Source organism: Glaciimonas immobilis (assembly GCF_011947285.1).
Taxonomy (GTDB): domain Bacteria; phylum Pseudomonadota; class Gammaproteobacteria; order Burkholderiales; family Burkholderiaceae_D; genus Glaciimonas; species Glaciimonas immobilis.
This window is the reverse complement of record NZ_JAAOZT010000003.1, coordinates 87,135-110,022: the sequence shown is the minus strand read 5'-3', so window position 1 is coordinate 110,022 and position 22,888 is coordinate 87,135. Positions and strand designations below refer to the sequence as shown.

Sequence of the window (22,888 nt, the reverse complement as noted above, 5' to 3'; positions counted from 1 at the left end):
TGCGCGTATGGATACTTTCAGGGACGGCAAGCAGGAGTGGTATAGGGCGGTATGGCAATTCAAATGGTATGAATTTATTAATCGAGAGGCTACCTAACTACACCGTTAAATAGCATTTCACCGCTTTACATTACACCAATTAATATTTTAGGAGTTAGTATGAAAAAATTATTTGTGGCGCTGATCGTCGTTGCGATGACGCTATCAGCAGGTCTTTCATCAGTAGAAGCAAAACGTATGGGCGGGGGCGGTTCGTTCGGTAAAAAATCGCAGAGTATGAGTCGTCAGCAGGCCACCCCGGCGCAAAATCAGGCCGCCGCCAAGGCTGCTCCACCTGCCGCTGCAGCGGCGGCGGCAGGTGGCGCGGCGAAGTCCAGTGCCTGGAAAGGCATGTTGGGTGGCGCGTTGTTAGGCTTGGGTTTGGGTGCGTTGTTGTCTAGCATGGGTTTGGGTGGCGCAATGGCCAGCATGATCAGCACTATTTTGATGGTGGCTTTACTGGGCATAGCCGGGATGTTTATTTACCGCATGTTTCGTAAAAAAATGGACAGCAACAATAGTATGAAACCAGCATTTTCTGGGGCAGAGCAGTCAAACAATGTCCATAATGCTAATTTCACGCCAGAAATCGCGTCGCGTGTAGAGCCTTCGCAAAAGACAGCATTTGGTGGCTCGTCATTTGATAGCGCTCCAGCCGCTGGCGCAACAACGGGTATTGCGTTCGGTGGCGCTAAGCTACCAGATGCGCCGGGCAATAATGCTATCGAAGTGCCGGCTGATTTTGATATTGCAGGCTTTGTCCGTCATGCAAAAATCAATTTCCTCCGCTTGCAAGCCGCTTGGGATAAGGCAGATATCGACGATATTCGTGATTTCACGACACCAGAAATGTTTGCTGAATTGAAAATGCAACTGCAGGAGCGAGGAACGTCCGTTAATAAAACCGATGTAGTCACAATTGAGGCCGAATTCCTTGGTCTGGAAACTGTGGGCACGGATTATATGGCCGGTGTGAAGTTCTCCGGGATGATCAAGGAAGATCCAACCAAGCTAGCCGAACCTTTCAATGAAATCTGGAATCTGACCAAGCCTATTAACGGCAACGGCGGTTGGACCCTGGCAGGTATTGAGCAAGTTGCCTAAACCTGTTCACGATCTGACTGCGCGGCCATGATTTGATGACGCCCGCCCGTTGCAGGTCGTCAACAGGTTTTAGATGGCCTTCAGTAATATCTGCGTTAAAAAAACCATCTGCGGGAGACCGCAGATGGTTTTCGTTTTTTTTCATCCTGGTCTATGGCCGTCGTGTCCGTGGCGCTGCGCTCATATAATCGTTGATGCTCACGATTTTCGGCCAAATGCAGGCTCCAGAAGGGAGCCAAAGTGAGGATCTAGCGTCAGCCAGACTCAAAGCCCGCGAAAGAATGCGACTAATTCCGGCACATCCGAGTAGGCTACATTAAAGCGGAACCATGGCTGATCCGGTGGCGTCAGGTGAAAAAAATCTCCGGGTGCCAGCCAGATACCGTCGCGCCGCGCAAGATCGGCGATATCCCGCGCCGATAACTCAGTGCGGTCAAATTTTGCCCAGGAAAACATGCCGCCACGCGGGGTCGCAAACGGTGTCAGTCCGGCCTCAAGCAGTCGGGCATTAACCCGTGCCTGTGCATGCAACAACGCCGCTGCCAAGTTCTCAACATGGCGTCGATGATGACCTTCGGTGAGCGCACTATGTACCAGTCGTTCTGTAATTTCGGAATTGGTAAGTGTCAGGACCATTTTGGTATGCACCAGTTGCCGCGCCAGTTCACGCTGGCAGGCGATAAACCCTAGGCGGAGCGATGGCGCGACCGTTTTGGAAAAACTACCGACGTAGATGACGCGTTGCAAACCGTCCAACGCCGCCAGCATCGGATCGTTAGGCTGGCCGAGTTCGCGAAAAATATCATCCTCAACTACCCAGAATCCGTGGCGCTCCGCTGCCTGTAAAACCCGCATGGCGCAGGCTGGCGTATAAGAAGTTCCGGTCGGATTGTGCAGCACACTGGTAGTGAAGTACAGCACCGGTTTATGTAGCCTAGCCAGATTTTCCAGCGCGTTGGTGTCGATGCCAGTGGGTGTGCGCGGAATGCCGATAACGTTGACATCCGCCAATCTGAGCATCGCGATCAAATTGCAATAACTAGGGTCATCGATCAACACTGTATCCCCGCGCTTGACCATGGTTCTGATAATCAGATCAAGCGCTTGCGTGGCCCCATGCGTCGTCAGGATTTGATCGATCGGTACCTCAAGTGACCATTGCGCCAGAAATTGACTGATTGTCAGTCGGAGTGGCGCGTAACCGTACGGATGACCGTAACCGACCTGTTGCGCGCCGGGTGCCCGAATAATACGCCGCTCGGCTTGATGCAAACCGTCATCATCCAGCCATTTACCGGGGAGCCAGCCGCAGCCAGCTTTAATCGGTACGCGCTCGTCAGCAAACATCTCGGAAAGTAACCAGGCTGAATCGATGACCGGAGCGGGTGGATTAAAAACCGGTGTCGGCGGAGATTGCGGAGATTGATAGGCGATAAAGAAGCCAGCACCGCGTCGCGCTGCCACCAGGCCACGTGCCACCAATCGTTCGTAAGCCTCTACCACAGTCGAGGTACCGACGCCTTGATCAGTACCAAACCGGCGTACCGACGGTAATTGCTCGCCCGAGCGTAATGTACCTTGCGCAATCAAATGCGCCAGACCCGCCACAATTTGCTCGACAAGGCCGGTAGCGGATGCCCGTTCCAGCGATAACAAAATAGGTTTGGCCTGCGCGCGCTTCATGGTGATTCCAAATATAAAATAATAATTACAAAGATATCTGTAGGGAAAGTCTAAACGTAGCAATACAGTTTTTCATATAAAACAAAAGTGTATCTAACAATATTGACGCTGTCCCGTAATAATAAATTCAATTGAAATAAATGATCAACAATCTACTTTAGGTGCGCGCCATGACCCCCAACTCCAGCCCCGCTGATTTATCCGCTTTCTGGATGCCATTCACTGCAAATCGGGACTTTAAAGAGGCTCCGCGCCTGCTAGCCTCGGCGTCTGGGGTCTATTACAAGGATGTAAATGGTCGTCAGATTCTGGATGGTACGGCGGGTTTGTGGTGCGTCCCGCTCGGCCACGCGCAGCCAAAAATCGTTAAGGCGGTGCAGGATATGGTCGCCAAACTGGATTTTGCACCGACATTTCAGATGGGCCATCCGGCGGCTTTTGAGCTGGCAGAGCGTCTCAAGCAATACACTAATAACCGTTTCAGTAAAGTGTTTTATACCAATTCCGGCTCCGAATCGGTCGATACCGCGCTGAAAATGGCGCTGGCCTACCATCGCGCGCGCGGCGACGGCACCCGGACCCGATTGATCGGTCGTGAGCGCGGCTACCACGGCGTCGGATTCGGCGGTATTTCGGTCGGGGGGATTTCCGGCAATCGTAAAACTTTTGGGTCGCTGCTGACCGGCGTTGACCATATGCCGCACACCCATAACCTGGAAAAAAATGCCTACACCAAAGGCCAGCCGGAATGGGGCGGACACCTGGCTGATGAATTAGAGCGCATCGTGGCTTTGCATGACGCGTCCAATATCGCCGCCGTTATAGTGGAGCCGGTCGCGGGATCAACTGGCATTTTAGTGCCACCAAAAGGTTATCTTAAGCGCTTGCGGGAGTTATGTACCAAACACGGTATTCTGTTAATTTTTGATGAAGTGATTACCGGTTTTGGACGCCTGACGACACCTTTTGCTTTTGACTATTTTGACGTCGAACCGGACATGGTTACTACCGCGAAAGGTCTGACTAATGGTGTGGTACCGATGGGCGCTGTGTTTGTTAAGCAGCATATTTACGATGCGTTCATGGATTGGCCAACCGGGATTGAGCTATTCCATGGCTACACATATTCCGGCCATCCGCTGGCTTGCGCTGCCGGTCTGGCATCGTTAGATATTTTTGAGAATGACGGCATTCTGGAACATGCCAAAGGCATCGCCGGCTATTGGGAGGATGCGGTGCATTCGCTCAAAGGATTACCGCATGTAGTGGATATTCGTACCATCGGTTTAATTGCAGGCATTGAGCTAGCTTCGATTGCGGGTAAGCCTGGTGCGCGTGCATTCGATGCGTTTAAGCAGGCATTTAATGATGGCATTCTGATTCGTACCACTGGCGACATTATCGCGTTATCGCCGCCTTTGGTATTTGAAAAATCACATATCGACGAGCTAATTGGAAAGCTTTCGGGCATTCTGCAAACACTCGACTGAACATCAGGAACCGGAGCCGGTCGCACCAATTGCGACGCTCCGCAGAAAACACCCCGCCAACAGAACTGTTTAACAGAATCACATGTCCACTCTTCCTGTCGTTTTTGATTTTAACAGCGCAGCATTTCCACCATGGACACCGCTAGCGCGAGTGCGGAGTTCGCATTCTTAAAAATGAAACGATCAGGTAATGATCTGATGAAGTTCCGTTAAAAATTAAGATGACATGCGCCAGGTTCATGTCATCTTTTTTTATATGTGGGCACAGTTTATGTATGAGAATAGTTTGTGACTATATTGGTGAGCTTAAGTATTGGAATGGTGCGGAACAACATAAAATTTGCACCTTTTTGCGGACTATTTATTTTGTGTAAATAAAAAATAAATAAACTGAAGACGCATAAAAATGCGAATCGCGTTATACACTTCGTAAGGTGGTTTTCATCGCAAAGCCCCGAAATAAATCATAAAAAATTATAACGATATCGAGACCTCGTACAGGAAGAAAATATGTCCTCACCGAAGCATATTTTATGCAACCTATCTGTTAGCGCGCAGTTTAAAAATCCCCTTTTTCTCACCGCATGAGAACGTGCGGTAATAATGCGACACGTATCTGTCTCCGGTTAGCCGGTGTATCTGTCATGTAGGTATTTCAAAAATCCAGTGTCAAAATATTTTTTATCAGGCACAGAAATTGCTGTTGTTGACTGTAACGTTTTTGCTTTAATTCGCTTGGTAGGTAACTTTTAATGTTGGTCATTTTTGGAGATTTAATGATGGTTAATCGCCGTGATTTTCTTAAGCTTTCGGCCCTGGCTGCACCTGGCACTCTGGCTTTCGGGAATGTGTTTGCGCAAGCCGATGCGATCCAGTTCGGTTGTCCGGTTCCGATGTCCGGCGCATTTGCCGCGAACGGAAAATATGCTGATATTGGTATGAAGCTGGTGCTCCAAAAATATGGCAAAGTGCTGGGTAAAAATCTCACCTATACCACGATAGATACGGAGGGAAAGCCCGCCACGGCTGTGCGCAAAATGCAAGAAGCGGTAGAAAAAGGAACGCACTTTTTTGCCGGTGGTATTTTATCTTCGGAATCCCTTGCAATGGGCAAGGAAGCTGAGAAAACTAAAAGCGTTTTTATTACTACAGCAGGTGCTGACGAGATCACCGGTAGCGAATGCAACGCTGCAACGTTCCGCTGGTCCGTCCCGACGTTTGGTGCGATCGCACAGACCGTGCGGCCGCTGATCGAAAAACTGCCTAAGGCAAAACGCTGGTATACCATTACGCCCCAATATGTATTTGGCGAGGGCTTGCTTAGCGCGGCCAAAGACGTCTTCAAAGAAAAAGGCATCGAGCATGTCGGCAACAGTTATCACTCTCTCGCCGAGAAAGAGTTCAGCGGTTACCTGACTAATGCGATGGCTGCCAAACCAGATGTTTTGCTGTTGCTAAATTTTGGATCGCAGGCATCCGATACGTTGCGTCAAGCGGTCAGTTTCGGCATGAAAAATAACATGACGATATTGATGGCCTGGGCCTCGGGACTGGAGCAATTTGAGGCACTGGGCGCGGATATCTGTGACAACGTTTATTTTGGCGCGCAATATTGGCACGCGATTGATTCTCCCTTCAATAAAGAGTTCGTCAGCTTTGTCAATTCAAGTCTAAAAATCGACCCCAATTATAGTCTTGCCGGTTCTTACATCTGCACCAAAATCGTATTGGATGCGATTGTAAAGGCGAACAGTATCGATCCAAAAGCCGTGATCGCTGCGATGGAAGGCGTGAAATACGAGGGGCTGACCGGCACCGAAGAAATCCGCAAGGGCGACCATCAGGTGATAAAAAATTATTACCTGCTAAAAGGAAAATCGAAATCAAAAATGCGCAACAAGAACGACTACGCTGATATCGTATCGTTTGGTAAATCGTTTCTGCCGCTAGATAAAACCATGTGCAAAATAGCCTGAAAGCAGGGCTAGGTTTTGAGGTATCAGGTGACTACTAAAGCGCGATGCGACGATGAAAAGGGCCATCGCCGCATCGCGTCAATTCATAAAGTCTTGAGGTGTCATGAATATATATCTGTTGCAAATCGCTAACGGTATCGGTATCGGCATGCTGTATTTTTTGCTCGCGGTCGGCTTGAGCATCGTGTTCGGCCTATTGCGGTTCGTTAATTTTTCGCATGGTGCGTTTTATCTTATCGGCGCCTATTTTAGCTATCAGCTCGGCGTAATGGGGCTGGGATTTTGGTGGTCGTTGCTGGTGGCGCCGGTGATCGTTGGTGTATTTGCGTGGGTAATAGAAAGATTCGTTTTACGCCATATCTATGCTTTGCCGCATCATTTTCATATCTTGTTTACGGTAGGATTGGCGTTGGTTTTGCAAGAGGCGGTGATCTCTTATTGGGGACCGTTAGGTGCCAATATTTCACCTCCCGATATTTTGCAAGGCGTCGTGATGTTTGGCAGTTTCATCTTCCCTAAATACCGTCTGTTCGTCATTGCGGTGACCGCAGTGATGGCGCTGTTGCTATGGTGGGTGCTTGAGGGCACCCGGCTTGGCGCGATCGTCCGTGCAGGTAGCGAGTCGACCGAAATGGTGTCGCTGCTTGGCCTTAATATTGACCGCATTTTCAGCCTGGTTTTTGCTTTAGGCGCGATAACAGCGGGACTGGCGGGCGCGCTGGCGGGACCGATCCGCGGCGTAGATCCTTTTATGGGCGTCGAGGCATTAGGCATCGCGTTTGTCGTCGTGGTGATCGGCGGATTGGGGAGTTTTTTCGGTGCCCTTGCCGGTGGTTTGCTGGTCGGCATCGTCCAAAGCTTAATGAGCACAATCTGGTCAGAAGGGGCACATCTGATGATTTATGTCGCCATGGCAGCAGTCATGCTGTTACGACCTAACGGCCTGTTTGGCCGCTCAAGCTGAGGAACGCGCAATGAAAATTATTCTGCATTATCGCTTCACGCTGCTGGTTATTGCGACTGTATTAGTCCTGCCCTTGCTGGTGAGTTCGGGTACGCTGGCGACCGAAGTACTGATCTTTGCGCTGGCAGCTTTGGGCTGTAATCTTTTGTTAGGCTACACCGGTCTGATGTCATTCGGCCAGGGTATTTTTCTTGGTGTTGGCAGCTACGCCACGGGACTATCGTTGTTGCATCTCCACGTGTCTTTATTGCCCTCACTACTGATCGCGATGCTGATCGGTGGGTTGGCGGCATTGGTGGTCGGCTGGTTTTCGATCCGGCAGCGCGGTACTTACTTTGTCATGTTGACGCTGGCTTTTGCGCAGATGTTTTACTTTCTTGCGTACACCTTAAAAGATGTTACCGGTGGCGACAATGGCTTGCTAAATATCCCGCGGCCTGATTTATCACTCTTTGGCATAGTCCTGTTGCCGACGACCACGTCCTGGCAGTACTACAGCTTCGTAGCGGTAGTGTTTGTGTTGATGTTCTGGGTGTTACAGCGCATCGTCGATTCGGTATTGGGGCGGACTTTACTGGCGATCAGCGACAATGAAACCCGCGCAGCGGCAGTGGGCTACAACATCACATTGTTTAAATTGGCCGCGTTTGTGCTGTCCGGTGCCGTGACCGGACTGGCGGGCGGTCTGCATGCAATGATGACCGGACTTGCGCCGCTTTCCAATATTGAATACCACACCAGCGAATCGATTTTAATCATGACCGTCATTGGCGGCACCGGTAGTCTGTACGCATCGGTATTGGGTGCCGCATTTTACGTACTGATTGGAAATTGGTTGTCGAGTCTTTGGCCGCGCTGGCTGATGTTGCTGGGCTTGCTGCTAATCGCTGTCAGTCTTTACATGCATAAGGGCTTGTACGGCGTTGCACAGTCGCTGATCACGCGGGTGAAATTATTCCGCCGCGCTAACAAGTTAGACGTCGCGCATCACATCGATATTAAAGAAATACGCAAAGAAACGCCCAAGGAGACCCATTCATGACCGCCCCGATCCTGAAAGCGGTAAATGTCACCAAGCGCTATGGCACTTTTACTGCCGTCAACAATATTACGTTGGATATCCTGCCGGGTACCGTTCATTCGGTCATCGGGCCGAACGGTGCTGGCAAGACGACGTTGTTTCATGCGTTGACCGGTTCCACGCCGATCACTTCCGGCAGCATTCTCATCGAAGGCGAAGAAATCGCTCACTTGCCGGGCTTTAAGCGCGTGCGTAAAGGCTTGGCGCGCTCGTTTCAGGTAACTAGTTTGTTTCCGAATCTGACCGTACGCGAGAATTTGCGACTGGCCGCACAAGGGACGCGACCGACCCAGGCTTTTAATCCATGGAGGCGCGTAGAGTCGCTGACGATGGCTTGTGATATTGCCGATGACCTGCTGGGTAAATTAAATTTGCATGGTGTGGCGCAACGTTTATCAGCGGAATTATCACACGGGCAACAACGTCGTCTGGAGGTTGGCATGGCGATGGCGGGGCAGCCCAAAGTCATTTTTCTTGACGAGCCAACATCCGGCATGGGCATTGACGACATCGGTGAAATGAAGCGCCTGATCCACGGCTTGCGCGATAACTATACGGTGCTGTTGATTGAACACAATATGGATATCGTGATGGATATCTCCGATCAAATAACCGTGATGCAGCAAGGTCAGATTCTGGCGCAAGGCAAGCCGGATGAGATCCGCAACGATGAACGCGTTCGCCGCGCTTATTTAGGCAGCATGATCACCGGAGGGCGAGCATGAACACCGACTTCATACTAAAAGTTGAGAACATACACAGCTTTTACGGCAAAAGCCATATCCTGCAAGGGTTATCGATCAACATTGCGGCCGGGGAGGTAGTAACGCTGCTGGGTCGTAACGGCGCCGGTAAAAGTACCACGCTTAAAAGTATCGTTGGCGTGGTCCGACCACAGCAAGGCACGGTTATTTTTCAGGGTGATAACGTGGCCGGTTTACCTGCTTATAAAATCGCCTCGCGTGGTATTTGTCTGGTCCCAGAGAATCGCGGTATCTTCAAATTATTGACTGTTGAAGAGAATCTGACGATGGCGGCGCGGCGCGAATCTGCGTGGGGACTAGCGGACATTTACAGGATATTTCCGCGCCTGAAGGAACGGCGCAAAAATGGCGGCGGCCAATTGTCCGGCGGCGAGCAACAGATGTTGGCGATCGGTCGTGCGCTGATGACGCACCCTAAAGTGATGATGCTCGATGAGCCGGTCGAAGGATTGGCACCCGTCATTGTTGACGAAATCGTTGCCCAACTAAAGCTGATTAAAGCCACCGGAATGTCAATCATTCTGGTTGAGCAGAATCTGGAAGTGTGCACCCAGCTCGCAGACCGTCATTACATTATTGAGCAAGGTCGCGTGGTGTATGCGGCTAGCAATGCCGATTTTCTGGCGGATGATAATGCGAAGGATCGCTATCTGGGCGTGAATCTGGTCGCTTAAATTCAGCACGTACCGCAGCACAATTACTCACCGCAGCACAATTGCAGACCAAGCTTCTAGTCCGAGCTTTTTAGACAGTGCAATAATTTACGGAGTTATTTCGACTATGAAGGCTATTTCACCAACTGATGCTTTACGCATAGACGGCACCCGCTTGTGGCGCTCGCTGATGGATCTGGGCGCGATCGGCGCGACGCCAAAAGGCGGCGTCTGTCGTCTGGCGCTTACCGACCTGGATAAACAAGGCCGCGATCTGGTCTCGGGCTGGGCAATCGCAGAAGGTATGAGCGTAACGGTCGACCAGATCGGTAATATCTTCATGCGCCGTGCTGGACGCAACAACGATCTGCCTCCGGTTGTCACCGGTTCGCATATAGACACGCAACCGACCGGCGGCAAATTTGACGGCAATTACGGCGTGCTGGCGGGCATCGAAATTATCCGCACGCTAAATCATTACAATATTCAGACCGAAGCACCGATTGAGGTGGCAGTCTGGACCAATGAAGAAGGGTCACGCTTTGTGCCGGTAATGATGGGCTCCGGCGTCTTTTGCGGTGCGTTCACGCTGGAGCATGCCTATGCCGCGGCCGACACTGGCGGAATAACGGTGAAGGACGAATTGACCCGGATCGGTTATATCGGCGATCAACTATGTGGCGACCATCCTATCGGCGCGTACTACGAGGCGCATATTGAACAGGGGCCAGTGCTGGAGAACGCCGATACCGTGATCGGCGTGGTGCCGGCAGTACTCGGCCTGTCTTGGTACGATTGCACGGTGACGGGTTTTGAATCGCATGCGGGACCGACGCCGATGGCAATCCGCAAGGATGCGTTGCAAGTCTCGACCTACATTATGCAGGAGGTGGTGGCAATCGCGCTACGTTATGCCCCGTATGGCCGCGGCACGGTCGGCGCGGTGCAAGTCATGCCGAATAGTCGCAACGTGATTCCCGGGATGGTGAAATTTTCGATCGATTTACGTAATGTCAGTGATGAAGCGCTGGATAGCATGAACGCAGACTTATATGCCTACATCGATAAGATTCGCACACAGAGCGGACTAGGAATAGCATTGGAACGCGTCTCCTATTTTCCGCCCTGCAACTTCCATCCGGACTGCGTCGGCCAGGTGCGCAATGCCGCCAGCATGCTGGGCTATGCGACCATGGACGTGGTCTCAGGCGCTGGGCATGATGCAATTTATACGGCCCGTGTCGCTCCGTCAGGCATGATTTTTGTGCCGTGCAAAGATGGCGTCAGCCATAACGAAATCGAAGACGCCAAACCGGAACATCTGGAAGCTGGTGCCAACGTCTTGCTGCATGCCATATTGGCCAGCGCGGTAGTGGTCCCGTCTAAAAATAATCTACGAAGCGTGATTAAATCTGAGGAATAAGCCATGCCATTAAAAATTGTTATTGCACGCCTGAATCACGAGACGAATACTTTTTCGCCGATCGCCACACCGCTCGATGCATTTGTACCGCAATGGGATGAGGCAGCCTATCAGGATCAAAAAGGAGCGCGTACGGCGATGGGCGCCTTTCTGGATATCGCAGATGGTCTCGGTGCCACGATCGTTACACCGATCGCGGCCATGGCTAATCCCAGTGCCGCGGTCGCAGCCGACGCTTATACGCTCATGAATGACGCCATTCTGCGGGCTATCGCGGCCGGTTGCGACGCCATTATGCTAGATTTGCACGGCGCGATGGTGGCCGAAAATGCGGAAGATGGGGAGGGCTCGCTATTACAAAAAATACGCGCCATCGCACCGGATACACCTTTGTGTGTCGCGCTCGATTTGCACGGTAACGTGACGCAGAAGATCATCGATAATGCCGATATCATTGTTAGTTTCAAGACCTATCCGCACGTCGATATGTATGAGGCAGGCGAGCATGCGGGGCGCTTGCTAGTCGATCTGCTGCGACAAAAAAGCCGACCCGTAATCGGCTGGCGTCAATTGCCGCTGCTATCCGCCTCGCTGACCAGCAATACGTCCGCCAGCGCAATGCAACGAGGAGTGCAGGCCGCTATCGCGGCAGAAGCGGAACCGGGGGTGTTAGCGGTGTCAATCTTTGCTGGTTTTCCTTTATCCGATTTTAAGGACGCCGGGATGTCGGTAGTAGTGGTCGCAGACAACGATCCTGTACTCGCCGATCTGGTGGCCGAAAAAATCGCACGCTCAATCTGGAAGGAACGCGACGGCTTTGTCTACGACAGCAAGCCATTGCGCCTTTCGCTCGCGCGCGCAAAAGGACTGGCGGCAGGCCCTGGTGTTGGTCCAGTGCTGTTGCTCGATCACAGCGATAACGTCATGTCCGGCGGCACGTGTAACACCATGGATGTGTTGCAGGGTGCCATCGCGGAAGGTCTGGAGGATATCGGCGTCGGACCAATCAGCGATCCGCAAGCGGTTGCCGAATTGATTGCGGCGGGAGTCGGTGCGATCGTCACCGTGCCGCTCGGTAATAACGTAGCGCTGACCAAGCAAGGCATCACCAAAACACCGCTCACATTGACTGGTAAAGTATTGGCGATTACGGACGGCCAGGTTCACGTAACCGGACCGATCTATACCGGGTCGACGATAGCGATGGGAAGAAGCGTATTGTTCGATATCGGCGTCGCTCAAATCGTGGTTACCGAAGAGCGGGTGGAGCCGTACGACCTGGGCGTATTCACCAGCCTGGGGCTTGATCCTACTGCCAAAACCTTCCTGCTGTTGAAATCACGCATGTATTGCCGCCCGGTATTCGGCCCTATCAGCAGAGGTTTGGAAGAATGCGATTCCGATACCGGCGGACCGACCAGTTCCAATTTTGATTTGTTTCCGATCAAAAATGTACGTCGGCCAATTTATCCGCTGGATATCGACACTACCTGGTAAATCTTATAGGTATAACTTGAGTATGCCGCATATTTTGCGATACGGTACGCAGACAAATTGTATAGAGGGTGCGGTATAACTGTGTGGCGTGGATGCGCAGCTGGAGAGATTACGCCGATCATCAAGCATCCAGCTTTCTGACAGGGATATTTGCCAGCATGTCTGCGACTAACGCTTCCATACCGATCTCGGCATGCCAACCCCAATCAGTTTGGGCCTGCGTATCGTCAAGACTCTGCGGCCAGCTATCGGCGATTTCCTGCCGCTCGTCCGGGTGATATCGCACTTCAAATTCCGGTAACGCGTCCTTGATGAGACTGGCTAACTGGGCCGGATTAAAGCTGACTCCTGCGACATTGTAAGATGAGCGCACGCGGATTTGCGTTGCCGGAGCCGCCATAATACCCATGGTGGCGCGTATAGCGTCAGGCATATAGATCATCGGCAACGTCGTTTCGGGGCCAAGAAAACATGTATAGACTTCACCTCGTTTGGCTGCATGAAAAATCGCAATCGCATAGTCGGTGGTGCCGCCGCCGGGTGGCGATTTATAGCTGATGACGCCAGGGTAGCGAATGCTGCGGACATCAATGCCATACTTGGTAAAATAATATTCGCAGAGTCGTTCACCCGCCTGTTTACTGATTCCATAAATGGTAGTCGGATCCATAATCGTCAACTGGGGCGTATCAATCGCTGGCGTATGGGGTCCAAATGCGGCGACCGATGATGGCCAGAATAATCGCAAAGGTTTCCCGGCCAGACCACGTTCACGCGCCAGTTCCAAAATATTCAGCAAGCCGTTTATATTCAACGTCCATGCCCTCAACGGGGCCTGTTCGCCAGTCACGGACAACATCGCTGCCAGTTGATAGACCTGCGTGATTGCGTGGCGTGCGACAACTTCCGCAAGCCGGTTGCTATCCAGTACGTCCACGCGCTCATAACGCGGAGCGCCATACAGACTGGACGGGCTGATATCGGCGGCTATGACGTTGTCAGCGCCATGTTGCACGATCAGCGCGTCCACCAGTTCGCTACCGATTTGACCGTTAGCGCCGATGACCAGAATCTTTTCCATTATTTCTATTCCTGATTTTTCAGTAAGCCGAGCTCACGTCCGACTTGCGCAAAAGCCGCCAAAGCCTGATCGAGTTGCGCAGTGGTGTGCGCCGCAGACAGTTGCACGCGCACGCGCGCTTGTCCCATTGGTACGACAGGATAGAAGAAGCCGGTCACCAGGACGCCCAGCGCATATAGCCGTTGCGCAAATTGCTGTGCAACCGGCGCATCGAACAGCATCACGGGCACAATCGGATGCGTACCGGGTTTGATAGTGAATCCCAATTGCGTGATGTGGTGGCGGAAATGCGCAGTATTGGCGTGCAAGCGATCACGCAGTTCGGTGGAGGATAAGAGCATGTTCAGTACCGACAGCGATGCACCGGCGATCGATGGTGCCAACGTATTGGAAAACAAATAGGGCCGTGATTTCTGGCGCAACGTCTCAATCACTTCGCGTCGTGCCGCGGTGAAGCCGCCCATTGCGCCACCAAGTGCTTTGCCGAGTGTGCCCGTGATGATGTCGATGCGGCCCATGACATGATGATGCTCGTGGGTACCGCGTCCGGTCTGGCCCATGAAGCCGGAGGCATGGCATTCATCGATCATGACCAATGCGCCGTATTTGTCCGCCAGATCGCAGATCTTGTCGAGTTGGGCAATCGTGCCATCCATCGAAAATACGCCATCCGTCACAATCACTTTGTGGCGCTTGTCGGCTGCTGCCTGCAGCTGGAGTTCCAGATCGCCCATGTCGTTGTGCGCATAACGGAAACGGTTGGCTTTACACAGACGGATACCGTCAATGATGGATGCGTGATTTAACGTGTCGGAGATGATCGCGTCTTGCTCATCAAACAGCGGCTCAAACAATCCGCCATTGGCATCAAACGCTGCGGCGTACAGAACCGTGTCTTCCATCCCGAGAAATGCCGACAACGCCTGTTCCAGTTGCTTGTGAACGGTTTGCGTGCCGCAAATAAAGCGCACTGAAGATAGGCCGTATCCATATTGCCGGGTGGCATCAATGGATGCCTGGACTAATTTTTCATCCCCGGACAAGCCCAGATAATTATTCGCGCAGAGGTTGAGAAGGGTGCGGCCATCGTCGCATAGCACTTCTGCACCTTGTCGAGAACTGATCACGCGTTCTTGCTTATATAGGCCCTGAGTGCGAAGGCCGTTCAGGTTGGCGTCTAAATCAGCGTAAAAGTTTGCTTTGGGGGATGGCAATGTCATTACAACTCCTTATCAATTTCGATGCACGCAACGTATCTTAAGACTTGCGCGCTTGCTTTGTGCGCAGCCGCGGCTCGGGGCACGTGCGGGTACGAATGCTCGGGTTTATTCAGGGCTGCCAAGTGGCCGCTATAGGCTATCGCCGTTCATGTATAGGCGGCAACCTCTGAGGCCGGTTACTGTCCTGGAAAATCATTTAACGGGGGAATATATATCGCCTTAACATGACCTGGTCGGTACCTACGACTACTTTAATCCAACTTAATACGGTTTAATGCATTCCGTCTGGTAGGATATAGTTCGATATAAAGAAAATATCCACTATATCGAACAAAGATTCAATATAGTGGATATTAACCACTGCCATTCAACATAGCAAGCACATTTATGCATCCTCTTATTTCCAGCAATCCACCTCCAGAAGTCGGGGCTACGCTGCAAAGACTGCGCCTGAAGCGCGGGCTGACACTAGACGATTTATCGCGCGCGGCAGGTGTTTCCAAATCAATGCTGTCTCAGATTGAGCGCGAAAAAGCTAACCCGACGATTGCTGTCACGTGGCGGCTGGCTAACGCTCTCGGAATTGGCATCGAGGAACTACTTGCCACGGACACCTCGGAACGGGAGGTCATCCATATCATGGAGCCGCATGAGACGCCGACATTACCCGGCCTGCATGCCGGTTATGTACTGCGAATTTTGGGGCCGATGGACCTGGCGGGAAAGTATGAGTGGTATGAACTGACATTGGCCTCGGAAGGCGCGCTGATTTCCACACCGCATGATCCGGGCACCATGGAGCATTTGACTTTGTTGAATGGCGGGGTAGAGGTAGTAGTCGATGGCGTGAAGAAAAAATTGAAAGTAGGCGGCACTGCCCGTTATCAAGCCGATAAAAATCACGCAATACGCAATACGGGAAAGACAGATGCCAGGGCGTTACTGGTTGTAATTCATCGCTAACCTAAAAAAAGGGGAGCGGAAAATAAAGCGCGATGCAACGCAGCAACCCCTCCCCATAAAACAAACAGTATGAGGTGATAAAGTCGCTGCAATTTGAGACCAAATTCGCTCACAGGTTTACAATATGGATGAGGAGTGGGTTGCCGCCCATTTGCAACACTTTCCGATTTAAAGTTAAAACGCTTGCATAGTTCACTGTTTTTTTATACAGTACTGTTTATTGATACAGTCTTACACCTTTTTTTGCCGAAAGAAACCCTATGGACGATAAAAAATCCGCAGCAAATCCCGATAAAAGTAAGGCTCTTGCCGCAGCATTGGCGCAAATCGAAAAGCAATTCGGCAAGGGCTCAATCATGCGCATGGAAGATGGCGCTGTGGTTGAAGAAGTACAGGTTGTCTCTACCGGATCGCTCGGTCTCGACATCGCGCTGGGCGTCGGCGGTTTGCCGCGTGGCCGGGTAGTCGAAATTTACGGGCCTGAGTCATCGGGTAAAACGACGCTGACACTGCAAACAATTGCCGAGATGCAAAAGCTTGGCGGTACCTGTGCATTTATTGATGCAGAACACGCGCTTGACGTCGGTTATGCGCAAAAATTAGGTATCAATCTGGCAGATTTGCTGATTTCGCAGCCAGACACGGGCGAGCAGGCGCTTGAAATCACCGATGCGCTGGTGCGCTCGGGTGGCGTTGACCTGATCGTTATTGACTCCGTTGCGGCATTGACCCCGCGCGCCGAGATTGAAGGCGACATGGGTGATTCATTACCAGGTCTGCAAGCACGTCTGATGTCGCAAGCGTTGCGCAAATTGACCGGTAGTATTAATCGTACCAACACTTTGGTTATTTTCATTAACCAGATTCGTATGAAAATTGGCGTCATGTTCGGCAACCCAGAAACCACCACTGGTGGTAATGCATTGAAGTTCTACGCCTCGGTCCGTCTGGATATTCGCCGTACCGGCTCAATTAAATCTGGCGACGAAGTGATTGGTAACGAAACACGCGTCAAAGTCGTCAAAAACAAAATTGCACCGCCGTTCAAGGAAGCGCATTTTGACATTTTGTACGGCACAGGTACTTCACGTGAAGGCGAAATTCTGGATCTCGGTTCAGACGCAAAAATCGTTGAAAAATCGGGCGCCTGGTATAGCTACAACGGTGAACGCATTGGGCAAGGTAAGGACAATGCACGTAACTACCTTAAAGAACGCCCAGAACTGGCGCGTGAGATCGAAAATAAAGTACGTGCCTCGTTAGGCGTACCGTTGCTAGAAGGGGCAATTTCAGCCGAAACAGACAAATCGGCAGAGAAAGCCGCCAAAGCAGCGGAAAAAGCAGCCGCCAAAGAAGCCGCAGCGGCAGCAAAACCAGAATAAGCGTAGTTGTGCAAAATCGAACTGAAAGCGCCATGTTTTCGGTTCGATTTTTAATTTGTGGGAACCGCATTCAGTAATGGCAAAACCGACAATCAGCCTTAAATCTCGTGCGCTTCGATATTTATCGATGCGTGAGCATAGTCGCATGGAGTTATCGCGCAAGCTATCGCGGTATATACAGGAGGGCGATAATGTTGAGGTGTTGCTGGACTGGTTGGAGGCGTCGAAATTTCTATCCCAAGAGCGATTTTCAGAATCGCTCGTCCACCGTCGGGCAGCACGATACGGAAATAGCCGCATCGTTATGGAATTAAAAAGCCACGGTATTAACGCCGAGGCGATTAATTCGCTTAAGACACAACTTGCGGACGGAGAGGTCGCCCGTGCCCGCGAAGTATGGCAAAGAAAATTCGGGCATCAGCCAGTTGACGCTAACGAGCGCATGAAGCAAATGCGTTTTTTATTGCAGCGTGGCTTTTCTCATCGCGCGATACAGGCTGCGATAAAGAGCGGCGGCGATGATATCGATTTCGATGAAGACGAGACTGGGTGAGTGTCGGTAAAGGCAGTAGCGCAGACTGGATCGAACGGTGTATTGGGTCGCATTGAATAGGGAGACCCGTGACGGTACTTATGATATGAACGTCGCTTCAGAATGGATCTGCATTAAAACTGCATTAATTTAAAGCTGAAAATATAGCGTTCTTACATACACCGTCTTTTTCATTGGTGAGTCCATTTGTCCGTTGTTTTTAAAGTAGATTAGCTGATTATGTTTAGGGCTTGGTTTACTGCTACGGCTAATTATTCTTACCTCGTGCGGTTACTTTGCCCCATTTAATCCCCTCCTTAATCCACTCCATTACCTTATGGCTTTGCTTTACGTCGCTCACAGCAACCGTGTCCTTCCAAATTGAAAAAATGTTAATTAAATAATTTATGTGTTATGTCGTTCAGTTAGAAAGGCGACGATAGAAAGTGATTCAATCCGATGCAATTTGCTGCAACGCACACTACCTCACCAATTCCCTCCAGCTGTGCTACAATTTTGAGGTTTTTTGCAAACCGCAGGAGCGGCAGCTACTATAGAAACTGTAGTAGCGATAAGCAAATCAGACCATCAAAATGTCTCTATTACCTTCTAATTCCCGCCGGGCGCTACAGCACACGCGCACCATACAAATCGACGCGTTCATACGTGAAGATGGCTTATGGGAGTTGGACGCGCACATTACCGATATAAAATCCAGCGAACTTAAGTTGATCCGTGGCGTCTTGCCTGCCGGTGAACCTCTGCACAACTTATGGTTGCGGTTAACGTTGGACCATGAATACAACATTGTCGAAGTCGCCGCAGATTCTGAGGCTGTGCCTTATCCCGGGCATTGCAATACGATCGCTCCCGCCTACAATCAACTGGTTGGCTTGTGTTTGCTAAAAGGCTTTCGGTATGCCTTGAGAGAGCGGATTGGCGGCGCAATGGGTTGCACCCATTTAACTGAATTGGCACAAATCTTACCGACGGCAGCACTCCAGGCTTTCTCTGGTGAATCGCCTGAAAGTGGCGATCAATCTACCTCGGATGCAGGTCAAAAAAAGCCGTTTCAGGTAGGCAGTTGTCATGCGCTCCGCAGAGACGGCGCAATCGTTGCAAAGTATTATCCAAGGTGGGCAATCCACCCGACCATGGAGCTGGTACCAGCTATAGCATCGGTTTCAGAACAAGACACTGCATCAAATTTAATATCAGGCCTGTCGTCCCATCCCGCGTCGAGTCCGGTACAAAATAAAGTAATGAGCCAATCACGAAATCAAGCACTAAGCCAGGCATCAAACGCAGTCCCAGATATCGAGTCCAGTAAGCGCAGTAAATGATTTTTTTCGTCATTATTTGTCATTGCATTTGTCAGTCCAACCAGCAGGTTAATTTAAATCAGCGTCAGAAGGGAAGCTCGCATGAAAATCCATGAGTATCAGGGCAAAGAAATTCTTCGTAAATTTGGGGTAACAACACCACGCGGTATTCCGTGCTTAAGCGTCGATGAGGCCGTTAAAGCTGCTGAAACTCTCGGTGGCTCGGTATGGGTCGTGAAGGCGCAAATCCACGCAGGAGGACGCGGTAAAGGCGGCGGCGTAAAAGTAGCTAAATCGCTCGAGCAAGTGCGCGAATTTGCCAATGAAATCCTAGGCATGCAACTGATCACGCACCAAACTGGCCCAGAAGGTCAAAAGGTCCGTCGTCTGTTGATCGAAGAAGGCGCGGATATCAAGCAAGAGCTATACGTCAGTATGGTCACTGACCGTGTAAGCCAGCGTGTGGTGCTAATGGCATCGAGCGAAGGCGGCATGGATATTGAAGAAGTCGCAGCAAGCCATCCTGAAAAAATCCATCAGGTGGTGATTGATCCATCGACAGGATTGACCGACGCTGACGCGGATAGTATTTCTGCCAGAATCGGCGTGCCAGCGGGCTCTATCGCTGACGCTCGGGTGCAGCTGCAAGGTCTTTACAAAGCGTATTGGGATACCGATTGCTCACTTGCCGAAATCAATCCGTTGATCGTTACCGGTTCAGGCAAAATCATCGCTCTGGATGCAAAATTCAACTTTGATCCTAATGCTCTGTATCGTCAGCCGGAAATCGTCGCGTATCGCGATCTGGATGAAGAAGACCCAGCAGAAGTAGAAGCATCGAAATTCGATCTGGCCTATATCTCGCTGGACGGTAATATCGGTTGCCTGGTCAACGGCGCTGGCCTGGCGATGGCGACCATGGACACGATCAAGTTGTTCGGCGGCGAGCCGGCCAACTTCCTCGACGTCGGCGGTGGTGCAACAGCAGAAAAAGTGACCGAAGCGTTCAAGATCATGCTGAAAAATCCTGATTTGAAAGCCATTCTGGTAAATATTTTCGGCGGCATCATGCGCTGTGACGTGATCGCTGAAGGCGTGATTGCGGCATCGAAGGCGGTTTCTTTGAGCGTGCCACTGGTTGTGCGCATGAAGGGTACGAACGAAGAAATCGGCAAAAAATTGCTGGCAGAATCGGGCTTGCCTATCATTGCCGCTGACAGCATGGAAGAAGCGGCGCAGAAAGTTGTTGCTGCAGCTAACGGTCAGTAATCAATAAATAAGCGCATTGCATTTAGCGATCTGAGAATTTAGCGATGATTAATTTGGCAATCAACTGACAAATTGATTCACGTTCAAAAATAAGGCAAGGAACAAACATGTCGATCCTGATTAACAAAGATACAAAAGTCGTCACCCAAGGTATCACTGGCAAAACCGGTCAATATCACACACGCGGTTGCCGTGATTATGCAAATGGCAAAGAAGCTTTTGTCGCGGGCGTGAACCCTAAACGCGCTGGCGAAGATTTCGACGGCATTCCTATTTTTGCTAACGTCGCAGAAGCCAAGGCCGCCACCGGTGCCAACGTTTCGGTGATTTATGTTCCGCCAGCAGGCGCGGCAGCAGCGATTTGGGAAGCCGTAGAAGCGGAACTGGATCTAGCAATCTGTATTACGGAAGGTATTCCCGTGCGCGATATGCTGGCATTAAAAAACCGTATGGCCAAATCCGGTAGCAAGACTTTGCTGCTTGGACCAAATTGTCCAGGTCTGATCACTCCTGACGAAATCAAAATCGGCATCATGCCAGGCCATATTCACAAAAAAGGCCGTATCGGGGTGGTCTCGCGTTCGGGCACATTGACGTATGAAGCAGTTGGTCAATTGACCGCGCTGGGTCTGGGTCAATCATCCGCGGTTGGTATCGGTGGCGATCCAATCAACGGCCTGAAGCACATCGACATCATGAAGATGTTCAATGACGATCCTGACACCGACGCGGTCATCATGATTGGTGAAATCGGCGGCCCGGATGAAGCCAACGCGGCTTACTGGATCAAAGACAATATGAAAAAGCCAGTCGTCAACTTTATCGCTGGCGTCACTGCCCCCGCTGGCAAACGTATGGGTCACGCTGGTGCGTTAATTTCTGGCGGTGCCGATACAGCGCAAGCCAAACTCGACATCATGGAAGCTTGCGGTATCAAAACCACCAAGAATCCATCGGAAATGGCACGCTTGTTGATGGCAATGCTGTAAATTTATATTTGCGGTATTTGCGATATTTTTCGTAAGGCAATATAAAACTAAAGGAGCTTCGGCTCCTTTAGTTTTTGATACTTCAGGAAATTGCCAGACCTTCCTGCGATCCACCAAAATTTATCTTAGGTATACGATACCACCCTAGGGGACGTATTGCGTGTCATCAAGTCAGCGCGCTCAAACCGCAGCAGCCGGCAGGATCTTAAGCATGTCCCCATTGCAATAGCGCATAAGGTAGTTTGTAGCATTTGAAAGGTCCCGCACGTTCCAAAAGAAGTATTGATTTTACGCGTGGTCGTCAGGGCGCGAGTTTATACTATAGCGTCGCCCATATACGCTAAACATTCTCCATTGGCGACTTCCGATTACCTTCAGAAAGTTGGAGCCGTTTTATCTTGTTATGGGGGTAAAATCGGATGAGAGACGATCCGAGCTTGTTAAGATTTATGTTTGCCTTATTCTGGCTTTCTTTATTCTTTATTGGCTGTACCAACCCTTTAATCTGATTTCAGAGTTGCTCCAATCTGAATGTCCACTCAAAAATTATCCTTGATCATTACTTAACATGTCCAGTACCTTACGATTTGAATTTTATGCCAAGACTGATGTGGGTAGAGTGCGGCCGGAGAATGAAGATGCCGTTGCGATAAGTGAGAGCTTGCAGCTAGCTATTTTGGCCGATGGTATGGGCGGATATAATGCTGGCGAGGTTGCCAGTAATATCGCTGTCACCACGATCATGGATGCGGTGCAGCAGCTTTTGCTGGAGAACGAATACAGTCATCCCGACGACCAACCCGCCGTGCGCCGGCTATGTTTAATGCAGGCCGTCAGAAAAGCGAACACCGCAATTATTGAATCAGCTCGACAGCAGCCGGAATACCGCGGCATGGGCACGACTGTGGTGCTCGCCTGGTTCCAGGAGGACTGCGTTAGCATCGCCCACGTGGGCGATTCGCGTGCGTACTTGATACGGAATGGGGAGATGCGGCAATTGACGCGTGATCACTCAGTGGTGCAAGAGCAAATTACGGCAGGGTTGCTGAAGCCCGAGCAAGCAGCGATCGCGACAAATCGCAATATCATTACGCGTGCGGTGGGCGTCGCCCAGCAGCTTAAAGTAGATATCGATGAGCATGCAATACAAGCAGGCGACCTTTTTATATTGTGCTCCGACGGTTTAACCGATCGACTTTCTTCAGCGCAGATATTAGTCATCATTAACTTTGCCGACAGAGATATCGCAACGGCCTCAGACCGACTGGTTGAAGCAGCCAATGATAACGGCGGCCAGGATAACATTTCCGTAATATTGATAAATGTCATGCACTAAAGTCGTTAATAGTCTGGTTCATGACCTTATAAAGCTGTAACTTTTTACATAGTTTATGTCCTCTTGACCAAGTGGCAGAGCAAGACGTTTGTAACGCCATAAAATTTAAAATATTCAGAA

General features: G+C 50.8%; 19 protein-coding genes. 16 read left to right on the top strand and 3 right to left on the bottom strand.

Annotated elements, in window-relative coordinates; genetic code table 11:
* Positions 1–159: 159 nt before the first annotated feature.
* On the top strand, positions 160–1,143 hold the full coding sequence (locus HAV38_RS06920) for a Tim44 domain-containing protein (protein WP_168053808.1): 984 nt from the start codon (positions 160–162) through the stop codon (positions 1,141–1,143).
* Between the two features lie 264 nt (positions 1,144–1,407).
* On the opposite strand, the gene HAV38_RS06915 is transcribed toward HAV38_RS06920, so the two are convergent.
* Positions 1,408–2,826 carry an aminotransferase-like domain-containing protein gene (locus HAV38_RS06915; protein ID WP_168053806.1) on the bottom strand — a complete coding sequence of 473 codons (1,419 nt, stop codon included), beginning with the start codon at positions 2,824–2,826 and terminating at the stop codon, positions 1,408–1,410.
* A gap of 170 nt (positions 2,827–2,996) precedes the next feature.
* On the opposite strand from HAV38_RS06915, the gene aptA reads away from it, so the two are divergent.
* The 8 genes from aptA (at position 2,997) to HAV38_RS06875 (ending at position 12,674) form a co-directional block, all read left to right on the top strand.
* Complete coding sequence (aptA, locus tag HAV38_RS06910) at positions 2,997–4,316, top strand: omega-aminotransferase AptA (protein WP_168053804.1); 1,320 nt, start codon at positions 2,997–2,999, stop codon at positions 4,314–4,316.
* Positions 4,317–5,095: 779 nt separating this feature from the next.
* Complete coding sequence (locus HAV38_RS06905; RefSeq protein ID WP_168054192.1) at positions 5,096–6,292, top strand: ABC transporter substrate-binding protein; 1,197 nt, start codon at positions 5,096–5,098, stop codon at positions 6,290–6,292.
* Positions 6,293–6,395: 103 nt separating this feature from the next.
* On the top strand, positions 6,396–7,256 hold the full coding sequence (locus HAV38_RS06900) for a branched-chain amino acid ABC transporter permease (RefSeq protein ID WP_168053802.1): 861 nt from the start codon (positions 6,396–6,398) through the stop codon (positions 7,254–7,256).
* Positions 7,257–7,266: 10 nt separating this feature from the next.
* Positions 7,267–8,298 (top strand): branched-chain amino acid ABC transporter permease, encoded by a 1,032-nt coding sequence (locus HAV38_RS06895; RefSeq protein WP_168053800.1) that lies wholly within the window; start codon positions 7,267–7,269, stop codon positions 8,296–8,298.
* On the top strand, positions 8,295–9,062 hold the full coding sequence (locus HAV38_RS06890) for an ABC transporter ATP-binding protein (protein ID WP_168053798.1): 768 nt from the start codon (positions 8,295–8,297) through the stop codon (positions 9,060–9,062). Before HAV38_RS06895 ends, HAV38_RS06890 begins: the two co-directional genes overlap by 4 nt.
* Complete coding sequence (locus HAV38_RS06885) at positions 9,059–9,775, top strand: ABC transporter ATP-binding protein (protein ID WP_168053796.1); 717 nt, start codon at positions 9,059–9,061, stop codon at positions 9,773–9,775. The genes HAV38_RS06890 and HAV38_RS06885 overlap by 4 nt, the downstream gene beginning before the upstream one ends.
* A gap of 106 nt (positions 9,776–9,881) precedes the next feature.
* A complete protein-coding gene (locus HAV38_RS06880) occupies positions 9,882–11,177 on the top strand; it encodes a Zn-dependent hydrolase (RefSeq protein ID WP_168053794.1) in 1,296 nt (431 codons plus the stop codon).
* A 3-nt stretch (positions 11,178–11,180) separates the two neighbouring features.
* Positions 11,181–12,674, top strand: a complete 1,494-nt coding sequence (locus tag HAV38_RS06875; protein WP_168053792.1) for a M81 family metallopeptidase — start codon at positions 11,181–11,183, stop codon at positions 12,672–12,674.
* Between the two features lie 121 nt (positions 12,675–12,795).
* Here HAV38_RS06875 and HAV38_RS06870 read toward each other — a convergent pair whose 3' ends face one another.
* Both HAV38_RS06870 and kbl read right to left on the bottom strand, forming a co-directional pair.
* Positions 12,796–13,755 (bottom strand): NAD-dependent epimerase/dehydratase family protein, encoded by a 960-nt coding sequence (locus HAV38_RS06870; protein ID WP_184013439.1) that lies wholly within the window; start codon positions 13,753–13,755, stop codon positions 12,796–12,798.
* Positions 13,756–13,760: 5 nt separating this feature from the next.
* Positions 13,761–14,975, bottom strand: a complete 1,215-nt coding sequence (gene kbl / locus HAV38_RS06865) for a glycine C-acetyltransferase (protein WP_168053790.1) — start codon at positions 14,973–14,975, stop codon at positions 13,761–13,763.
* Positions 14,976–15,362: 387 nt separating this feature from the next.
* Here kbl and HAV38_RS06860 point away from each other — a divergent pair, with 387 nt between their 5' ends.
* The 7 genes from HAV38_RS06860 to HAV38_RS06830 all read left to right on the top strand — a co-directional run bounded on the left by HAV38_RS06860 (position 15,363) and on the right by HAV38_RS06830 (position 22,768).
* Positions 15,363–15,938 carry a helix-turn-helix domain-containing protein gene (locus tag HAV38_RS06860; protein WP_168053788.1) on the top strand — a complete coding sequence of 192 codons (576 nt, stop codon included), beginning with the start codon at positions 15,363–15,365 and terminating at the stop codon, positions 15,936–15,938.
* Between the two features lie 260 nt (positions 15,939–16,198).
* Positions 16,199–17,320 (top strand): recombinase RecA, encoded by a 1,122-nt coding sequence (gene recA, locus HAV38_RS06855; RefSeq protein WP_168053786.1) that lies wholly within the window; start codon positions 16,199–16,201, stop codon positions 17,318–17,320.
* Positions 17,321–17,396: 76 nt separating this feature from the next.
* Positions 17,397–17,873: a recombination regulator RecX gene (gene recX, locus HAV38_RS06850; RefSeq protein ID WP_168053784.1), complete on the top strand. Its 477-nt coding sequence runs from the start codon at positions 17,397–17,399 to the stop codon at positions 17,871–17,873.
* A gap of 572 nt (positions 17,874–18,445) precedes the next feature.
* On the top strand, positions 18,446–19,195 hold the full coding sequence (locus HAV38_RS06845; protein WP_168053782.1) for a DUF2889 domain-containing protein: 750 nt from the start codon (positions 18,446–18,448) through the stop codon (positions 19,193–19,195).
* 57 nt (positions 19,196–19,252) lie between these two features.
* Complete coding sequence (sucC, locus tag HAV38_RS06840; RefSeq protein WP_280730145.1) at positions 19,253–20,443, top strand: ADP-forming succinate--CoA ligase subunit beta; 1,191 nt, start codon at positions 19,253–19,255, stop codon at positions 20,441–20,443.
* Positions 20,444–20,550: 107 nt separating this feature from the next.
* Positions 20,551–21,432 carry a succinate--CoA ligase subunit alpha gene (sucD, locus tag HAV38_RS06835; protein WP_168053778.1) on the top strand — a complete coding sequence of 294 codons (882 nt, stop codon included), beginning with the start codon at positions 20,551–20,553 and terminating at the stop codon, positions 21,430–21,432.
* Positions 21,433–22,000: 568 nt separating this feature from the next.
* Entirely contained in the window at positions 22,001–22,768 is a 768-nt protein-coding gene (locus HAV38_RS06830; protein WP_168053776.1) for a Stp1/IreP family PP2C-type Ser/Thr phosphatase, read from the top strand.
* Positions 22,769–22,888 lie beyond the last annotated feature (120 nt).

What these genes read in the sequence shown, in the direction of transcription:
- HAV38_RS06920 (WP_168053808.1), top strand. Translation starts at nt 160, where the DNA reads ATGAAAAAATTATTTGTGGCGCTGATCGTCGTTGCGATGACGCTATCA.
- HAV38_RS06915 (WP_168053806.1), bottom strand. Translation starts at nt 2,826, where the DNA reads ATGAAGCGCGCGCAGGCCAAACCTATTTTGTTATCGCTGGAACGGGCA.
- aptA (WP_168053804.1), top strand. Translation starts at nt 2,997, where the DNA reads ATGACCCCCAACTCCAGCCCCGCTGATTTATCCGCTTTCTGGATGCCA.
- HAV38_RS06905 (WP_168054192.1), top strand. Translation starts at nt 5,096, where the DNA reads ATGGTTAATCGCCGTGATTTTCTTAAGCTTTCGGCCCTGGCTGCACCT.
- HAV38_RS06900 (WP_168053802.1), top strand. Translation starts at nt 6,396, where the DNA reads ATGAATATATATCTGTTGCAAATCGCTAACGGTATCGGTATCGGCATG.
- HAV38_RS06895 (WP_168053800.1), top strand. Translation starts at nt 7,267, where the DNA reads ATGAAAATTATTCTGCATTATCGCTTCACGCTGCTGGTTATTGCGACT.
- HAV38_RS06890 (WP_168053798.1), top strand. Translation starts at nt 8,295, where the DNA reads ATGACCGCCCCGATCCTGAAAGCGGTAAATGTCACCAAGCGCTATGGC.
- HAV38_RS06885 (WP_168053796.1), top strand. Translation starts at nt 9,059, where the DNA reads ATGAACACCGACTTCATACTAAAAGTTGAGAACATACACAGCTTTTAC.
- HAV38_RS06880 (WP_168053794.1), top strand. Translation starts at nt 9,882, where the DNA reads ATGAAGGCTATTTCACCAACTGATGCTTTACGCATAGACGGCACCCGC.
- HAV38_RS06875 (WP_168053792.1), top strand. Translation starts at nt 11,181, where the DNA reads ATGCCATTAAAAATTGTTATTGCACGCCTGAATCACGAGACGAATACT.
- HAV38_RS06870 (WP_184013439.1), bottom strand. Translation starts at nt 13,755, where the DNA reads ATGGAAAAGATTCTGGTCATCGGCGCTAACGGTCAAATCGGTAGCGAA.
- kbl (WP_168053790.1), bottom strand. Translation starts at nt 14,975, where the DNA reads ATGACATTGCCATCCCCCAAAGCAAACTTTTACGCTGATTTAGACGCC.
- HAV38_RS06860 (WP_168053788.1), top strand. Translation starts at nt 15,363, where the DNA reads ATGCATCCTCTTATTTCCAGCAATCCACCTCCAGAAGTCGGGGCTACG.
- recA (WP_168053786.1), top strand. Translation starts at nt 16,199, where the DNA reads ATGGACGATAAAAAATCCGCAGCAAATCCCGATAAAAGTAAGGCTCTT.
- recX (WP_168053784.1), top strand. Translation starts at nt 17,397, where the DNA reads ATGGCAAAACCGACAATCAGCCTTAAATCTCGTGCGCTTCGATATTTA.
- HAV38_RS06845 (WP_168053782.1), top strand. Translation starts at nt 18,446, where the DNA reads ATGTCTCTATTACCTTCTAATTCCCGCCGGGCGCTACAGCACACGCGC.
- sucD (WP_168053778.1), top strand. Translation starts at nt 20,551, where the DNA reads ATGTCGATCCTGATTAACAAAGATACAAAAGTCGTCACCCAAGGTATC.
- HAV38_RS06830 (WP_168053776.1), top strand. Translation starts at nt 22,001, where the DNA reads ATGTCCAGTACCTTACGATTTGAATTTTATGCCAAGACTGATGTGGGT.